A 16,286-nucleotide genomic window follows, 5' to 3' on the forward strand; every position below is an offset into this window, starting at 1 on the left:
TTCTTTCAGTCAATGTATTTTCAAAAGACATAATGGTTCTGATCAAAAACAAACAGATAACTTATTGTGAGGAAGCAAGACAATGTTTATGCCCTACATCAATAAAGAGATGTAAACCGGCAAGGAAACTAGGGATAAAACAGTGCTAATAACAAAAGAAGAAGCCGTTTCTGTACTCAACGAATCAAAACGGGTTGAAATCATGGCTGCCACAGCGGAACCCGGGAATGACACAAGCAAAATAGCTTTGACTGTATCTGCATGATTAATACCAACCATATGGGCTACGGCAATCATGAATAATGGAATCGCCACAACCTTTAAAATAGAAATGCCAAATGAAATGGCTTTAAAGCTAATTTTGCGGATACCAACTGTGACACCGACAGCAAATAGCGCAACGCCGGATGTAACAGATCCAATCTGGTCAAGGGCATCTTTTACGAGATCCGGTGACTGGAAGCCAAATAGTGTCAGCACGACGGCAGCAAGCGGGATACAGGCAAGCGGTTCGCTCAGGCCATGAAGAATAATGCCAAGCGTACTTGATTTCTCCTCTCCAGATGCGCCGCTGCTGCCTTGTCCGATTGTCCCCACGATTGTCGCTAAAGGATCCAGGAGGGCATTCACGACAATTCCCGTCACAGCAATGGGAATTGCCACTTCCTGGGCCCCAAATAAGCTTCCCAGCACAGAGATGCCCATAAAAGCAAATGCCGGCTGGGTTGAGTTGAGTGAAAACATGGATGCTTTTGTTAAATCGTACTTAAACCCAAAACGAGCAATCAATAAAAGAATCACATAAAAGCCAATAATACCAATTGTCATCGTTAAGAAGAAAGGCCACTGGTTCATCAGCGTTTGTTTAGACGTTGATGTGATGCCAATAAAGAGATGGGCCGGCAGGGCAAATTTCGTTACCAATGTATTCAGGCCTTTAGAGGAATCGGCATTAAATACTCGAAAATAACCGCCTAAATAACCGAGTATAATCGTAAAAAAGATAGGAACCAACGTTAAGAAAATACTGCTAATACTCATTCTATACACACTTCACTTTCAGAATTTCTCTTTAAATATGCACTTGATCGGCCTGCTCGAAAGGAAAGAGCTTGTTCATCTTTCCTCTTTTATGAGCATCCAGACCGATAAAACTTTTTACTTTTTGTAAATAATTTCTTTGTACTCAGGCTTCCATACGTCTTCTATGACTGCTTTTTCAATCGCAGCGATATCCGCTCTAGCTATTCCTTCCGCTACAGCCGTTTTGGCTACCTCGAGCGCCACAGATCGAGAGACCTCCTGCAGCTGATCGATAGAAGGCAGGAGAGAAGCGCCAGGCTTGCTTGTATCTGATGATTGGGCGACTGCGGCTGCGGCTGCAGCAAGCATTCCTTTGGAGATTTTGACTGCTTTGGCCGCAATCGCGCCTAATCCAAGTCCAGGGAACACAAAAGCATTGTTTGATTGCCCGATTTCATACGTTACACCGTTATAGGATATATCCTCAAATGGGCTTCCTGTTGCGATCAAAGCTCTGCCTTCCGTCCAGGCAAGTAAATCTGCCGGTGTAGCTTCTGCTAAAGGAGTCGGGTTCGACATCGGCATAATAATCGGACGCTCCACATGCTTGGCCATTTCCTGAATGATTTCTTTTGAAAAAGCGCCGGCTTGTCCGGAAGTACCAATTAAAATGGTTGGCTTGACCTGTTTAATCACTTCCATAAGCGGGATGATACCGTCTTCGCTGCGCGCCCAGGTTTTTACTTCTTCTGCTTTTCGTGTGTATGGCTGTTGAAATGGAAAAACATCCGTCATAAGATCGGTTAATAAGCCGCGGTAGTCGACAGCCCAGAATTGATTGTATGCCTCTTCTTTAGACATGCCCTCCAGCACCATTGCTTCTGCCATTTGATCGGCGTTTCCAATTCCTGCAGCACCAGGGCCGAATACAACAACCCGCTGTTCGGTTAACGGAACACCTGTTATCTTCAGGGCGGACATTACAGCAGCAAGGGTGACAGCACCAGTACCTTGTATATCATCGTTAAACGTCAGAATGGAATCACCGTACTGATCGATAATATTGCGTGCGTTCACGTTTCCAAGGTCTTCCCAGTGAATAAGCGCTTCAGGGAAGAATTGCTGGCAATTGGCAACAAACAGATCAATCAATTTGGCGTACGTTTCACCGCGAACACGGCTAAACTTGTTGCCAACATAAAGCTCATCATGAAGAAGGCTTTCGTTATCCGTTCCAACGTCAAGTACAACAGGAAGAACGCGGCTCGGATCGATACCGGCGGCCGCAGTGTAAACAGCCAATTTACCAATCGCAATATTAATTCCGCCTACACCTTGATCTCCAATACCAAGAATGCTCTCGGAATCTGTTGCTACAATCAAATCAATGTCATTTGCAGCGTAGTGAAGGTTTTGAAAGGCTTCTTCCATTTCTTCCATATTATCAACTGATAAGTATAATCCCCCGGGACGGTGATATTCGTGAGAATACTTTTGAATCGATTCACCGACAGTCGGCGTGTAAATGATCGGCAGCATTTCGCTGAGGTGATCTTTCAGCAGACGGTAAAACAGAACAACGTTACGGTTATATAAATCATGAAGCAGGCCGTTTTTACGAATGCTGCTTGATTGAGCAGCAAATTGTGTATACGCCCGCTTTGCCTGCTGATCAAGTGTCAGCACCTGAGGGGGAAGTAATCCCTCAAGCCCAAGTTCTTTTCTCTCTTTCTTTGTAAAAGCCACCCCTTTATTGATAAAAGGGTTTAAAAGAACCTCTTTTCCTCTCAAAGAGGTTTCCCATTTCATATTTGTTTTTACTTCCGTGGTCATTTCTATTCCTTCTTCCTATCTGTTTGGCGGCAGTGTCCATTTCTGTTCTTTTGACAGTCAAGCACGCTGGCTTTTCGTGCATCCATGAGCCGGGCCTTACTCCTGCTTTCCGGAAGCCTTTTTCCTTGCTTTTATGTATGCCTTCCATTTTAAACAGCGTTATGAAAAGTGAGCCAGCTTAGGTACGGGGCTGTAAACCAATTTGATGGTCAGTAAGTAGTAAGGGAAATCTTCTTAAAATGCTCATGTTGCATTTGTTTGATCTTAAAGCCAAAACGAGTGCACGACAGCAGCCAGCCATTTTAAAAAGTGCCGCCTTTAAGTACCATTATGAACCCCAGGATAAAATTTGTGAAGTAGTAATACTTTTTTATCCTAGTTTCTTTTATATACTTATATTTGAAAACGATTCCAAGTTATGATATGATCGATACAAGATGGACAGGTGTGTTTAAAAAAGTTAAAGCAGGTGGAAAATTGGATTACAAGGATCAAGTTTGTAAAGAATTGACACCATTGGAGATGATGGTCGGAAAGTGGAAGCCCATTATTGTTTTACATTTGATAAGAGAAGGAACAAAGAGGTTTAGCGAACTGCAAAAGTTAATACCCGAGATTAACAAAAGAACACTCACGCTTCACCTGCGTGAATTAGAAGAGCAGGACATCGTGCAGCGGGTCGTTTTTCCAGAGGTTCCGCCTCGCGTAGAATATTCGATGACAGAGCATGGAAAAACACTCCATCCGGTTCTGCTTAAGATATATGAGTCGGAAGTAAAGCGTATCGGGGATACTGAAGCCGAAAGAGATATAAGCAAAATATTTACGGCCCTTGAAGCAAGAGTGGGGAAATGGAAGCCGATTCTGCTTTTACATCTGCTAAAAGGAGGCACAAAAAGGTTTAATGAATTACATAAACTGGTGCCTGACATAAGCAAAAGAATGCTGACCGTGCAGCTGCGGGAATTAGAAAGCAGGGATATTGTCCTTCGGGTTGTGTATCCTCAAGTTCCGCCTAAAGTGGAATACTCCATTACAGAACACGGAAGGGAACTTCAGCCCGTTTTAGAAGCCATGCATACGTGGGGGAAAGCTCATATTGAACATATGAAAAACAAGGCTTTTCAATAGAAGGGATAAAAAAGGTTTTTGCGCATTAATGGCAGAATTTAATGGAAAAGTATCATCTTTTCTGGTGATTTTTCAGACTGTTGGAAAAGTTCTTTCGACGCTTTTCATTGTGTTGTATAAAAAAATAATCGGCCATAGTTATATAAAGGCAAGAGTGCACTTGAATAGGAAGCCGCCTGTGGAAGAAAATCCAGAGGCGGCTTTTTGCTGCACAGCTTTTTTATTCAATCCACTGAACAATATCATTCATGTCTTTTCTTGTTTTTGGACGCGGCTCGTTCTTGCGATAGCCGAATGCGACCATAACAGAAATCGCTAAATGATCATCTTCAAGCAGATTTTCTTCTTTAAGCAGCTTTTGTACTTTTTCAAAATGGAAGCCTTCAATCGGACATGAATCAATGCCGATCAAAGCGGCAGTCGTCATCATATTGGCCATCGCAATATACGTTTGTTTCCCAGCCCAGTCCAGCATGGTACGCTCATTTTCTAAAAGGTTAAGATCTTCTTCCTGAAAAGATTTGTACCGTTCTTTAATTTTGTCAAAGAGCTCAGGCGGAAATTTCTTTACGTTCAGCATTTGATTCTTTACATAGTCTGAATCATACTTTGTATCTTTGATCGTTCTTGCCAAAATCACGACAAAGTGGCTTGCAGTCGGCAGCTGCCCTTGTGCTCCCCAGGAAACTTCACGCAGTTTTTCACGGAGTTCTGGATTCTGGATCACTAAAAACTTCCAAGGCTCATAGCCGACAGAGCTTGGAGATAAGCGGGCTGCTTCTAAAATCAGCTCAAAATCTTCTTTCGGTATTTTTTTCGTTGGATCAAATTCTTTTGTGGCATGTCTAAATTCGAAAGCCTTTAAAATGTCCTGGTGTGTAATAGAAGAGTGGCTCATATACTTGAATACTCCTTTTTATAGCATGTTTTTTACCCACATATTGTGCCCGTGAGTGAATGGATTATGATGATGATCAGTATAAATAATGAACGGGCGAAAGGAAAATAGTTTGCTCAAAAGAGAAGGTATGGAAAGGGAGGACGGAGAAAAGAAAAGGAGTGGGCTGTCAGTATCTCTTGGCGTAAATTTCCTTGTGAAAACAAAAGAGAATATAAGTTTATGTCCACGGAAAAGAGGGTAGGTAAAGACAGGCCTATTTTACTCAATCAAGGACAGGCTTACAAGTGTTATAGACTGAAAAAGGACGTGGAAACGTGTCAGAGACCGATATGTCAAAATACGAGAAAAAAATTATCGTGCGAAATATACGTTATGAAGATATTGATGAAATCATGAAGCTGTGGGGCCGCTGTTTCCCAGGTATGGAGCCATGGAAGCGGGAGCAGCTGGAAAGTCATATCCACATTTTTCCTGAAGGTCAGTTTTGTGTAGAATATGAGGATAAAATTGTGGGCTCCTGCTCAAGCCTGATTGTTAATTTTGACGAGTACGATGACCAGCACACGTGGAACACGATTACAGACAATGGATATATTACAAACCATGATCCCAATGGTTTTAACTTATACGGTATTGAAGTGATGGTAGATCCTGAATACCGCCGGATGAAAATCGGGCACCGTCTTTATGAAGCGCGGAAAGAGCTCGCCCGCCAGTTAAATCTTCAAAGCATCATTATCGGAGGGCGAATTCCGAATTATCATAAACACAAAGCGGAGATGACACCGCGTGAGTATGTGGCGGCTGTTGAAAAGCACAGCATTTATGATCCGGTTTTATCTTTCCAGCTTCTTGAAGGATTTACGATTAAGCGTATTAATACGCGATATCTTCCTGACGACGCAGCGTCCGATTCTTTTGCTACATTAATGGAATGGAACAACATTGATTACCTGGCCAAGTCGCGGCGTGTATACCGCGCGTCTTTCCCGGTAAGAATTTGCGCGATCCAATATATGATGAAAAAAATTGATTCCTTCGAGGATTTTGCCCGCCAGGTAGAGTACTACGTAGATGTGGCTGCTGATTTCGGGTCTGACTTCGCTGTTTTTCCGGAGCTGTTTACGACACAATTAATGTCGTTTCTCGAAGAAAAGCGGCCGGACCGCGCTGTCCGCCGTCTGGCTACGTACACAGACCAGTACATCGAATTGTTTACGGAGCTGGCTGTCCGCTATAACGTAAACATTATTGGCGGCTCCCACTTCGTTGAAAGCGAAGGCAATATTTATAATGTAGCTTATTTATTCCGCCGCGACGGAACCATTGAAAAACAGGAAAAAATTCATGCGACGCCAAATGAGCAAAAGTGGTGGGGAATTGCGGAAGGAAACAAAATTGAAGTATTCGATACGGATTGTGGAAAAATTGCGATCCAAATTTGTTATGATATTGAATTTCCGGAGCTTGCCCGCATTGCCGTCGACCAGGGAGCCAACATTATTTTTGTTCCATTCTGTACAGACGACCGCCAAGGATATCTTCGTGTCCGCTATTGCGCCCAGGCGCGGGCTGTCGAGAACCAGGCCTACATTTGTATTGCCGGAACGGTCGGCAACTTAACCCATGTAGAAAATATGGACATTCAGTACGCACAATCGGCTATTTTCTCTCCTTCTGATTTCGGATTTGCAAGAGACGGAATTGTAGGAGAATGCGATGCGAACGTAGACACGGTCGTAGTAGGGGATGTGGATCTGGAAAAGCTGAGAAGATCCCGGAACGCCGGGTCGGTCAGACAGCTGCGCGACCGGCGTCGTGACTTATACCGAATTGAACTGAATCAATTAGAATCAGAGTAAGTAGAATATAGCCGCAAGACATTTGAGTCTATTTCTAGCAGGACCTTCAAAAATTGCTTGGTGAAAATATGCTGCGTATTTTAAGAGAAGTAGAAAAAGCAGCAGATTATAAGCCGACAGACGGCAGCAAAAATCTGAAATTGGTTCCTTCCCTGCAAATGGGTGAAACCATCGCAAGCAATACGCCTTTGTTAACAGCGAAAGTGGAAGGAAAGCAGCTTGCACAAATGAAGGAAGAAAGCCTGCGGATTGTGGTGGATGGCATTCCATACACTCCACATTTTGATCCGGAAACATCCACTGTTTCAGTCCAGCTTCAAGAACCACTCAAAGAAAAATTCCATGTGGTAACATTTGAAGCAAAAACGAGCACAGGGAAAGCCGCAAAAGAAACAAGAATTTTTTATATCAATCAATAAATAACATAGTCCTGACGATGAAAAACGAAACCTCGAATGACCGGCTTTTGATGAGTCTCATTCGAGGTTTTTTGCTTTTGTATAAACAGGGCTCAAAATAACTTGTTAGATTTTCTGACATGGAAAGTGACGATTTATCAGAATTTTTATACGATAAACAAAAGAATAAACAGCAGGTGAAGAACGGTGAATGCCTCTTTTAAAAAACAGCTGTCTCAGCTGTACAATGAAGTGAATCAAGAAATTTACAGTACAGGCGTAAGCAAGCAAAAAATAGACGTTGTAGAAAACCGCATTGTCATTTTTGCTCAAACAAAACGTTCGCCTTTGATTTCCGCTTTAGGCAGGCGCTATCCGGAGTTAACACTGTCTGTCGACGGGGCTTTAGCGACGGAATACAAACACAGCTTAAAAGAACGGATTGAAGAACAGTTTGGACTGACAGTGACAGCTATTTTTAAAGATTACGACGCGGTAAGCCAGCATGCCTGCACCGTCATTTATGTAAAAGAATCACTTGATACATCCCATAAATAAGGAAACTGCTGGAGAAATTTGATTTATCATTTTTCTTCACCAGCATTCTTTTAAAAAGCCGGAAGCTTACATGTCGTTATACGTCATATAAGAGCCGTAGAAACAGAAGGAGGAGTCTCCTTTTATTTCTACGGCTCTTTTTTATAGAAAAGGAGGAGCAATAAATGAATTCAAAAGTCATATCGTTAGGATTTCAGCATGTAATGGCCATGTATGCAGGAGCCATTCTCGTTCCATTGCTGGTCGGAAGAGCGTTAAATCTTTCTTCAGAGCAGCTGGCTTATCTCGTAGCCATCGACTTATTAACGTGCGGCATCGCTACACTGCTGCAGGCATGGAAAAACAAGTATTTTGGAATCGGCCTTCCCGTCGTGCTTGGTGCTTCTTTCGTCGCTCTTTCGCCCATGATTGCCATCGGTTCTGAGTACGGCCTTCAGGCTGTTTATGGATCGATTATAGCGGCAGGCCTTTTTATTCTTCTGTTTGCCCGTTATCTTGGCAAGCTCGTCAAGTTTTTTCCACCTGTTGTAACCGGAACAGTGGTAACCATTATCGGTTTATCACTCATCCCATCCGGCATTCGAAACATGGCGGGCGGTGCAGGAAGCCCGGACTTTGGGAGCCTGGAAAACCTGGTGCTGTCCATGGGTGTTATCGGGGTCATTCTTTTGGCTAACCGCTTTTTAAAAGGCTATCTCCGCTCTCTTTCTGTGCTGCTTGGCATTGTGGCAGGCACCATAGCTGCAGTTCTTATGGGAAGAGTTCATTTTCAGGAAGTAGCAGAAGCGTCCTGGTTTCACTTACCGCAGCCCTTTTATTTCGGTATGCCTGTCTTTGAAATCGGACCGATTTTGACAATGCTCATTGTCGGCCTGGTCATTATTGTGGAATCAACAGGCGTCTTTTTCGCTTTAGGAAAAATTTGTGATCGACCCATTACGCAGGAAGACCTTGCCCGGGGATACCGGGCAGAAGGCCTGGCAATTATGATTGGCGGCATCTTTAATGCTTTTCCGTACAATACGTTTGCTCAAAATGTAGGGCTTGTACAGCTGTCAAGGAACAAATCAGCAAATGTCGTTGTGGCAGCGGGCTTTATTCTCGTTTTGCTTGGATTAATTCCGAAAGTAGCTGCCCTTGCGACGATTATTCCTGCTCCTGTGCTGGGCGGCGCGACGGTTGTGTTATTTGGAATGGTCGTCTCCTCGGGCATTAAAATGTTAAGTTCAGTGGATTTCAGCGATCAGCAAAACGGACTGATTGTCGCCTGCTCGATTTCACTGGGGCTTGGGGCGACTGTTGTACCCGAGTTGTTCAGTCAGCTGCCCGACGCACTGCGCATTCTAGTGAGTGATGGTGTGATAACTGGCAGCCTGTGCGCTATTTTGCTGAATGTGTTTTTTCATTTCCGGAGCGTTTTAGGTTCAGGTGCTGCCCGCCAGGAGGAAGCGGATAAAGCACGTATTTCATAACAAAGAAAAGGACGGTAGGAAGAAATGGTAACCATAGAAGCGTTAAACAACATGTCAAAACAGGTGTTTACCGAAACATTAAAAGACTTGGCTGAGCACTCCCCATGGGTGATTCAAAGAGTCGGAGAGCATCGGCCGTTTGGATCCCGCGAAGCTCTTTATCAGCAAATCGTGACGATTATTCAAACAGCGAATGAAGAAGAAAAAATGAACTTAATTCAAGCACATCCTCATTTGGGAACACGAAAAAAAATGACCTCGTTTTCCGAAAGCGAGCAAAAAGGCGCCGGGTTAAATGAGCTGTCGGAAGCTGAATACGAGCAATTGCTGAAATTAAACAAAGCGTATGTTGAGCGGTTTGCTTTTCCTTTTATCCTGGCAGTCCGGGGCAAAAACAAAGAAGAGATTTTCGCCTCTATACAAGAAAGGCTGCAGCATTCAAAGCAACAGGAACGCGACCGGGCGCTGGCCGAGATCAGCCACATTATCCGCTTTAGAATAGAAGACCAAATAAAAGAAGAAGGAAGCTGATTCGATGACTGGATTAACCACCCACATATTAGACCTGGCGCATGGCCGCCCTGCTGAGAGTGTAAAGATTGAGCTTTTTGAACTCAACGGCTCCGAAAAACAGCTTTTAAACCGTGCACAGACCAACTCAGACGGCCGTCTGGATGCTCCGCTTCTTTCCTCGGACAGCATGCGGACAGGAGAATATGAACTATTGTTTTGGATTGGCGATTATTTTAGAAAAAAAGGGCTCGAGCTGCCGCAGCCTTCTTTTTTGGAAAAGGTCTCCGTACGAATCGGGCTCGATCATTCATCGCCGCATTATCATGTTCCTCTGCTTGTTTCGCCATGGGGCTATCAAGTGTACCGCGGAAGCTGACGATTTCGTTTTAATCATTTAAAGGAGATGAGAACCATGAGTATAGAAGCATTGAATGAACAAGTAAAAACAGATCTTTCTTATTTGGCATTTGGCAGAGAGGGCTGGGTGCATCCGGCCCGTCATTCTGAAGGCCACGTGTATGATGCCGTCATTGTAGGCGGCGGGCAAAGCGGGTTAGGGATTGCTTTTGGCCTTTTGCGCGAGCGTATCTCTAATATTTTGATTATCGATGAAAACAAAGAAGGATATGAGGGACCATGGGTCACATATGCACGGATGATGACGCTGCGGACACCGAAACATTTAACATCCATTGACCTTGGCGTTCCTTCTTTAACCTTCCGTTCCTGGTGGGAAGCGCAATTCGGGCCGAAGGGCTGGGAAGCTGTCGATAAAATTCCCCGAAGCGACTGGATGAATTATTTACGCTGGTACCGGAAAGTTTTGCAGCTGCCCGTGATAAACGAAGTGAAGCTTAAGCTCATTGAGCCAATGGAGGAAGGGATTCACCGGATGCATATTGAAGGTCCCGGCGCCCCTTCAAACGCCCTGCTCGCGCGCAAAGTTATTTTAGCGACGGGGATTCAAGGCGGTGGTGAGTGGCATGTGCCGCCAATGATTTCTGAGAAGCTGCCCCCTGATCTTTATGCCCATACGTCCCAAACAATTGATTTTAACGCACTGAAAGGAAAGAAAGTAGCCGTTTTAGGAGGCGGTGCTTCTGCTTTTGATAATGCAAACTTTGCCCTAACGGAGGGAGTGGCCGAGGCTCATATATTTGTCCGCCGTAAAGAAATGCCAAGAATTAATCCGATTCGCCAAATGGAAGGCTCCGGGATCATTGAGCGCTTCCATGCGTTATCGGACGAACAAAAATACGCGGTGATGGCTCATTTTTTCAAGCATAATCAGCCGCCGACCAACGATACATTCCAGCGTGCCGCTTCATGGCTGGGATTTCATTTGCATCTTGAATCACCCTGGCTTGAGGTGGAAAGCAAAGAGAACAAAGCGTTGGTTACAACACCACATGGCACGTTTTCGTTTGATTATTTGATCATCAGCACCGGTCTTGTGACCGATCCAGCGCTGCGCCCGGAGCTGAAGCTCGTTGAAAACGGAATTGCCCGCTGGAGCGATTATTATAAAGCGCCTGCTGAACGCGCAAACCCGCTTATTGATGCGCATCCGTATCTCAGCCCCGGCTTTGCGTTTATGGGACGGGATAAAGAAGCGCAAAAAAAGCTGCACGGCCTTTTTGTTTTTAATTATGCAGCGTTAATCAGCTGTGGTATTTCAGCTTCTGCTCTTTCCGGTATGAAATATGGGATTCCTAAAATTGTCTCCGCGGTAGCTGACCAGCTTTTTCTTGATGATCAAGACACGATTTTAAAACGCTTTTTTGCTTACGATGAATTGGAATTTACAGGAGAATGGACCGGAAAAACAGTGCTGGAAGCGTAAACCGCTTAAAGAAATTGAAGAAATGATTTCAAAGCTTCCCTTTTGGGCCGGAAAACGTTGCATTATGACCGGATTCTCTTTTTTCCGGCTATAAAAAAAGGAGGTCTCAGCAGTCGGTTTTCCGGCTTAGAGACCTCCTTTTTTGCGTGTTGGTTTAAATTTGAAAGAGCCAGACGACAATGGGCCCAAACAGGGAGCCCAGCACAGCGCTGAGCGTCATAGAGACCGAACTCATGGACATGGCAAGTTCCCCGTATTCAAATGCTTTTGAAGTGCCTAAAGCGTGAGAGGCGCTCCCAAAGGCGATCCCCTTTCCCAACGAACTGCGAATACGCACCCACTTTAAAACCATCGGTCCGAGCAAAACACCGGAAAATCCGGCAATCATTACAAATACAACGGTCATAGATGGTACGCCGCCAATCCCGGTGGCGATTTGAATTGCAACGGGTGTGGTAATAGATTTCGGTATAATTGAAAGAATTAAATCACGGTCCACTCCGAATACCTCGGCAAATAAAAGCCCGCTGACCATTCCTGAAAAAAGTCCGACCAGTACGCCCCCGAGAATGGGAAAGCCGTATTGAAGCAGCACATGGCGCTGCTTGTAAAGTGGATAAGCAAGGGCCACAACGGCTGGGCCGAGCAGGGAACTAATCCACTGGCCGCCGACCATATAGCCGTTATACGAGATGTGAAACGCTGTCAGCAGCACAATAATCAACACGGTCGTTGTCAGGACCGGGAGAAAAAATGGATAAGGAAACCGCTGATATACCTTCATCATTACTAAATAAGCAGCAACGGTAAGTAAAATGATCAGGACTGCGAGAATGAATTGCGGCATGTTTTTTTCTCCTTTCGTTTATTGGCCCGCGTCTCCAGCAGCTGGCTGACAATTCCTGCTGCGGCCATGGTAACGATTGTGCTCAGCACTACAACGAAAAGAAGCACAGCGCCGCTGCTGGAAAAAAGAGACGGATAATTGATGACACCCGTCATGGCCGGAATAAACAAAAGAGGAAGAAACGACAATAAAAAACCAGCGCCATTTTCAATCATTTTAACCGGGATGATGTTAAAAATTAAACAAAGAAGCATCAGCACTAAACCGATAATACTTCCTGGAATCGGTATATGAAACAGTTGATGAATGGTTTCTCCCAGTACGGAAAAGACATATAAAATGGCGACCTGCAACACAACTTTTATAGCTTTCAATGTAAGATGCTGCTCTTTAGGTGAAGAACAACGTCCTCCTTTCCGGCCGTCCGGGCCTTTGAATTATAATGTGAGAATTTTCTTTACTTTCTGTTTATTTACTTGTACGATACAAATATATATAGTTGTATTATACAACTATATAACACTTTGTCAACGAAGGGAAAGCCTGTATACTCAGGGAGGGGAATGAAGAAAAATGGAAAAGCGAAGCCCGGTTGAACGCATCGAGTACGAACTGACTACATTTATCCGGCGGGCGGTTTATCTCGATAACTCGGAAAAGAAAATCGGAAACCTGGAGCGGTCTGCTTACTTATTATTAAGGCACTTGGATGAGTTTGGTCCGGCACGTGTAAAAGAGCTGGCAGAATCATTTAAATTAGATATTTCAACCGTTTCAAGGCAGGCAGCGGCTTTAGAAGCAAAGGAGCTGATCATCCGTTTTTCGGATCCTGCAGACGGGAGAGTCAGTTTATTCACGGTTACCAAGCTTGGCAAGCAAAAATTGAAAGCGGATAAAAAAATGCGGCTGAAACGATTTGAAAGCATCACGAGTGAGTGGTCAGCTGATGAAAAACAACTATTTGGCGATCTGCTTATCCGTATGAATGAAGCGTTTTTTGATTAATAAAGATGAGAAAAGGAAGCCTGGTTTGCACTTTTTTCGGCTGCAGGCAGGCTTTATTTTTTTCTCAATAAAAATGAATTTGCCTATTGCACGGAAAGAATTCCTGTAGTACAATCTAATTGTGAAATGATTCACAATTGATTTTGAAGAAACAAATTATATTTTTTTATCAGTTTATGTGAAAAACTTCACAAATATTTAAAGAAAAGGAACGGCTGATCATTTTTCAGGTCAACCATTCAAAACAGCGATTATACAATTTTTTATACAAAAACATGTGAAATATTTCACAAATAATAAAACCGGAGGACGTTATCATGAATTTTACACAAGGCAATAAAGTCGTTTTAGTTGGAACAGGTGCAGTTGGATCAAGCTATGCATATGCGTTGTTGAATCAAGGCATTTGCGATGAGCTCGTGCTGGTTGATTTAAACGAAGAAAAAGCAAAAGGCGATGTAATGGACCTTGATCACGGTGTTGTATACGCACCTGGGGAAATGGCGATTAAGTTCGGCACATATGAAGACTGCAAAGATGCAGCCCTTGTTGTCATCTGTGCAGGTGCCCCGCAAAAGCCGGGAGAAACAAGATTAGACCTTGTCAGCAAAAACGTGAAAATTTTTGAATCCATCGTTGGCAGTATTATGCAAACTGGTTTTAACGGTATTTTCTTAGTCGCAACAAACCCGGTCGATATTTTGGCTTATGCAACATGGAAAATTTCCGGCCTTCCAAAAGAGCGGGTTATCGGTTCAGGAACAGTGCTTGACTCTGCCCGGTTCCGTTCTGCATTAGGAAAAGAATTTGATACAGCACCAGCAAGCGTTCACGGCTACATTATTGGGGAACACGGTGATTCCCAGCTTCCAGTTTGGAGCTCAGCAAGTATTGCCGGCACACCAGTGGCACCATTGTTAACAGAGGAAAGAAAAGAAGAAATGGCAGTGGCCGTGCGTGATGCTGCTTACGACATTATCCATGCTAAAGGAGCGACTTACTACGGAATTGCAACAGGGCTTGCCCGGATTACAAAAGCGATTTTGCGAAATGAAAATGTGATTTTGCCAGTCGGTGCGCTGCTAGAAGGTGAGAATGGACACAGCGACGTATATATCGGTATTCCGTCTGTGATTAACCGTGGCGGCGTGAAAAGGGTGGTTGAACTTAACTTGAACGAAAGTGAACGGGAAAAGCTGGCCCGGTCTGTTCAAACATTAAAAGATATTCAAGGAGCTATTTGGCAGGAGAGTAACGTCTAAGTATTTTACACAAGGGAGTCCTTCTTATGTTAGTCAGCACGTTTGATCCGTTTCATAATCTGGCACTTTCCGCTTCTGTTGCTGCGATTCCGATTTTATTGTTTTTACTATGCTTGACCGTCTTAAAGATGAAAGGCATTCATGCAGCACTGGTGAATTTAGCAGTAACCTTTTTGATCGCCCTGTTTGTTTTTAAGCTTCCCATCGGCGAGTCTGTTGGCAGTGTGATTCAAGGCATTATTCAGGGCATTTGGCCGATTGGCTATATTATCGTCATGGCGGTCTGGCTGTATAAAATTGCTGTGAAATCAGGAAAGTTTGATGTGCTGCGCGGCAGTATCGTTGGGATTTCGCAGGACCAGCGCATTCAGCTGCTGCTGATCGGCTTTTGTTTTAACGCCTTTTTGGAAGGAGCGGCAGGGTTTGGCGTACCGATTGCCATCTGTGCCGTGCTGCTCGTTTCACTCGGCTACAAGCCTCTGCAGGCAGCGATGCTCTGCTTGATCGCAAATGGGGCTTCCGGCGCTTTTGGCGCCATCGGTATCCCGGTTGGTATTGTCGGCACCTTTGGCCTTGACGGGGTAACATCCATGAATGTATCGATGATGACAGCTCTGACACTGCCTATCATCAACTTTACGATTCCATTTCTTTTGATATGGCTGATCGATGGTTTCAAGGGAATTAAAGAAGTACTGCCGGCTATTTTGGTTACTTCAACGGTGTATACCGTCGCGCAGGCACTGATGACGGTTTTTGTAGGACCGGAACTTGCTGATATTATTCCATCTTTACTTGCAATGGGCTTACTTGCTTTATTCCTGCAAAAATGGCAGCCAAAACACATTTTCCTCCTGAACGGCCGGGAAATGAAAACAGAAAAGCATTCTGCAGGCGAAGTGATCAAAGCGTGGTCGCCATTTTACTTATTAACGATTTTTGTCCTGATCTGGAGCCTGCCTGTTTTTAAAGGTTTGTTTGCCGAAGGAGGAATGCTGGCCCAATCGGTCTTGAAATTTGTGATACCAGGATCATCTATTGGAATGAGTGTTGATTTGATTGGTGCAACAGGGACAGCGATCCTGCTCGCTGGATTAACAACAACCGCTTCAACAGGCGCGATTTCATTAAAAGAAAGTGTGAGGCTGTTACGTAAAACAGTAGCTGAATTTTGGATTCCCATTTTGATGATCTGTGCCATTATTGGGATTGCCAAGCTGATGACATATGGAGGCTTAACGGTGGCACTAGGGGAAGCGGTGGCAACAACCGGCCAGGTGTTCCCGCTGTTATCGCCTATACTGGGCTGGGTCGGCGTGTTTATGACAGGATCCGTTGTAAACAACAACACACTGTTTGCGCCGATTCAAGCTACAGCCGGTCATATTATCGGAACAAATCCATCTTTGCTCGTTTCAGCAAACACAGCGGGCGGAGTCATGGCAAAGCTCGTGTCGCCACAGTCCATTGCGATTGCAACAGCTGCGGTTGGTGAAACAGGGAATGAAGCTGCGCTGACAAAAATGACGATCAAATACAGCTTCGGCCTGCTGGCATTTGTCTGCATCTGGACATTTGTACTCTCACTGATTTTTTAAAAATAAGACCAATAAAAAAAGGAGCGGAGCCGCTCCTTTT

At 44.3% G+C, this 16,286-nt stretch carries 16 protein-coding genes; 11 read left to right on the forward strand and 5 right to left on the reverse strand.

What is annotated here, in order from left to right:
* Nucleotides 1-93: 93 nt before the first annotated feature.
* Together M3221_RS09145 and M3221_RS09150 are read right to left on the reverse strand one after the other, a co-directional pair.
* Complete coding sequence (locus tag M3221_RS09145) at nucleotides 94-1,041, reverse strand: AEC family transporter (RefSeq protein WP_251271185.1); 948 nt, start codon at nucleotides 1,039-1,041, stop codon at nucleotides 94-96.
* Between the two features lie 117 nt (nucleotides 1,042-1,158).
* Nucleotides 1,159-2,856 carry an NAD-dependent malic enzyme gene (locus tag M3221_RS09150; RefSeq protein ID WP_251271187.1) on the reverse strand — a complete coding sequence of 566 codons (1,698 nt, stop codon included), beginning with the start codon at nucleotides 2,854-2,856 and terminating at the stop codon, nucleotides 1,159-1,161.
* A 447-nt stretch (nucleotides 2,857-3,303) separates the two neighbouring features.
* Between M3221_RS09150 and M3221_RS26270 the strand changes: the two genes are divergently transcribed.
* A complete protein-coding gene (locus tag M3221_RS26270; RefSeq protein ID WP_311316130.1) occupies nucleotides 3,304-3,987 on the forward strand; it encodes a winged helix-turn-helix transcriptional regulator in 684 nt (227 codons plus the stop codon).
* 220 nt (nucleotides 3,988-4,207) lie between these two features.
* Here M3221_RS26270 and M3221_RS09165 read toward each other — a convergent pair whose 3' ends face one another.
* Nucleotides 4,208-4,885 carry an NAD(P)H-dependent oxidoreductase gene (locus M3221_RS09165; RefSeq protein ID WP_251271188.1) on the reverse strand — a complete coding sequence of 226 codons (678 nt, stop codon included), beginning with the start codon at nucleotides 4,883-4,885 and terminating at the stop codon, nucleotides 4,208-4,210.
* Between the two features lie 317 nt (nucleotides 4,886-5,202).
* Between M3221_RS09165 and M3221_RS09170 the strand changes: the two genes are divergently transcribed.
* The 7 genes from M3221_RS09170 to M3221_RS09200 all read left to right on the forward strand — a co-directional run bounded on the left by M3221_RS09170 (nucleotide 5,203) and on the right by M3221_RS09200 (nucleotide 11,534).
* Nucleotides 5,203-6,750 carry a GNAT family N-acetyltransferase gene (locus M3221_RS09170; RefSeq protein ID WP_242232517.1) on the forward strand — a complete coding sequence of 516 codons (1,548 nt, stop codon included), beginning with the start codon at nucleotides 5,203-5,205 and terminating at the stop codon, nucleotides 6,748-6,750.
* Between the two features lie 53 nt (nucleotides 6,751-6,803).
* The gene (locus M3221_RS09175) at nucleotides 6,804-7,169 is read left to right on the forward strand and encodes a hypothetical protein (protein WP_251271191.1); all 366 of its coding nucleotides are present in this window, start codon (nucleotides 6,804-6,806) and stop codon (nucleotides 7,167-7,169) included.
* Nucleotides 7,170-7,355: 186 nt separating this feature from the next.
* Nucleotides 7,356-7,706 (forward strand): Na-translocating system protein MpsC family protein, encoded by a 351-nt coding sequence (locus M3221_RS09180; RefSeq protein ID WP_251271193.1) that lies wholly within the window; start codon nucleotides 7,356-7,358, stop codon nucleotides 7,704-7,706.
* A gap of 164 nt (nucleotides 7,707-7,870) precedes the next feature.
* Nucleotides 7,871-9,178 (forward strand): nucleobase:cation symporter-2 family protein, encoded by a 1,308-nt coding sequence (locus M3221_RS09185; RefSeq protein WP_251271194.1) that lies wholly within the window; start codon nucleotides 7,871-7,873, stop codon nucleotides 9,176-9,178.
* Nucleotides 9,179-9,202: 24 nt separating this feature from the next.
* On the forward strand, nucleotides 9,203-9,709 hold the full coding sequence (uraD, locus tag M3221_RS09190) for a 2-oxo-4-hydroxy-4-carboxy-5-ureidoimidazoline decarboxylase (protein WP_251271195.1): 507 nt from the start codon (nucleotides 9,203-9,205) through the stop codon (nucleotides 9,707-9,709).
* A gap of 4 nt (nucleotides 9,710-9,713) precedes the next feature.
* Nucleotides 9,714-10,067: a hydroxyisourate hydrolase gene (gene uraH / locus M3221_RS09195; RefSeq protein ID WP_251271196.1), complete on the forward strand. Its 354-nt coding sequence runs from the start codon at nucleotides 9,714-9,716 to the stop codon at nucleotides 10,065-10,067.
* A 36-nt stretch (nucleotides 10,068-10,103) separates the two neighbouring features.
* Nucleotides 10,104-11,534, forward strand: a complete 1,431-nt coding sequence (locus tag M3221_RS09200) for a flavin-containing monooxygenase (protein ID WP_251271197.1) — start codon at nucleotides 10,104-10,106, stop codon at nucleotides 11,532-11,534.
* Nucleotides 11,535-11,688: 154 nt separating this feature from the next.
* Here M3221_RS09200 and M3221_RS09205 read toward each other — a convergent pair whose 3' ends face one another.
* On the reverse strand, nucleotides 11,689-12,381 hold the full coding sequence (locus M3221_RS09205) for an LrgB family protein (RefSeq protein WP_251271200.1): 693 nt from the start codon (nucleotides 12,379-12,381) through the stop codon (nucleotides 11,689-11,691).
* Nucleotides 12,354-12,755, reverse strand: a complete 402-nt coding sequence (locus M3221_RS09210; RefSeq protein WP_251271201.1) for a CidA/LrgA family holin-like protein — start codon at nucleotides 12,753-12,755, stop codon at nucleotides 12,354-12,356. Before M3221_RS09210 ends, M3221_RS09205 begins: the two co-directional genes overlap by 28 nt.
* A gap of 199 nt (nucleotides 12,756-12,954) precedes the next feature.
* Between M3221_RS09210 and M3221_RS09215 the strand changes: the two genes are divergently transcribed.
* From M3221_RS09215 to M3221_RS09225, 3 genes are all read left to right on the forward strand, one after another.
* Nucleotides 12,955-13,386, forward strand: coding sequence for a MarR family winged helix-turn-helix transcriptional regulator (locus M3221_RS09215; protein WP_251271202.1), 432 nt, complete (start codon nucleotides 12,955-12,957; stop codon nucleotides 13,384-13,386).
* Between the two features lie 317 nt (nucleotides 13,387-13,703).
* On the forward strand, nucleotides 13,704-14,648 hold the full coding sequence (locus tag M3221_RS09220) for an L-lactate dehydrogenase (RefSeq protein WP_251271204.1): 945 nt from the start codon (nucleotides 13,704-13,706) through the stop codon (nucleotides 14,646-14,648).
* Nucleotides 14,649-14,674: 26 nt separating this feature from the next.
* The gene (locus M3221_RS09225) at nucleotides 14,675-16,246 is read left to right on the forward strand and encodes an L-lactate permease (RefSeq protein WP_251271206.1); all 1,572 of its coding nucleotides are present in this window, start codon (nucleotides 14,675-14,677) and stop codon (nucleotides 16,244-16,246) included.
* Nucleotides 16,247-16,286: the final 40 nt, after the last annotated feature.

The organism is Domibacillus indicus (assembly GCF_023715895.1).
GTDB classification, from domain to species: Bacteria; Bacillota; Bacilli; order Bacillales; family Domibacillaceae; genus Domibacillus; species Domibacillus indicus_A.

Excerpts from the sequence above, each read along its gene's own strand:
- M3221_RS09185 (WP_251271194.1), top strand. The coding sequence starts at position 7,871 with ATGAATTCAAAAGTCATATCGTTAGGATTTCAGCATGTAATGGCCATG.
- M3221_RS09225 (WP_251271206.1), top strand. The coding sequence starts at position 14,675 with ATGTTAGTCAGCACGTTTGATCCGTTTCATAATCTGGCACTTTCCGCT.
- uraH (WP_251271196.1), top strand. The coding sequence starts at position 9,714 with ATGACTGGATTAACCACCCACATATTAGACCTGGCGCATGGCCGCCCT.
- uraD (WP_251271195.1), top strand. The coding sequence starts at position 9,203 with ATGGTAACCATAGAAGCGTTAAACAACATGTCAAAACAGGTGTTTACC.
- M3221_RS09165 (WP_251271188.1), bottom strand. The coding sequence starts at position 4,885 with ATGAGCCACTCTTCTATTACACACCAGGACATTTTAAAGGCTTTCGAA.
- M3221_RS09145 (WP_251271185.1), bottom strand. The coding sequence starts at position 1,041 with ATGAGTATTAGCAGTATTTTCTTAACGTTGGTTCCTATCTTTTTTACG.
- M3221_RS09215 (WP_251271202.1), top strand. The coding sequence starts at position 12,955 with ATGGAAAAGCGAAGCCCGGTTGAACGCATCGAGTACGAACTGACTACA.
- M3221_RS09205 (WP_251271200.1), bottom strand. The coding sequence starts at position 12,381 with ATGCCGCAATTCATTCTCGCAGTCCTGATCATTTTACTTACCGTTGCT.
- M3221_RS09150 (WP_251271187.1), bottom strand. The coding sequence starts at position 2,856 with ATGACCACGGAAGTAAAAACAAATATGAAATGGGAAACCTCTTTGAGA.
- M3221_RS09220 (WP_251271204.1), top strand. The coding sequence starts at position 13,704 with ATGAATTTTACACAAGGCAATAAAGTCGTTTTAGTTGGAACAGGTGCA.
- M3221_RS09200 (WP_251271197.1), top strand. The coding sequence starts at position 10,104 with ATGAGTATAGAAGCATTGAATGAACAAGTAAAAACAGATCTTTCTTAT.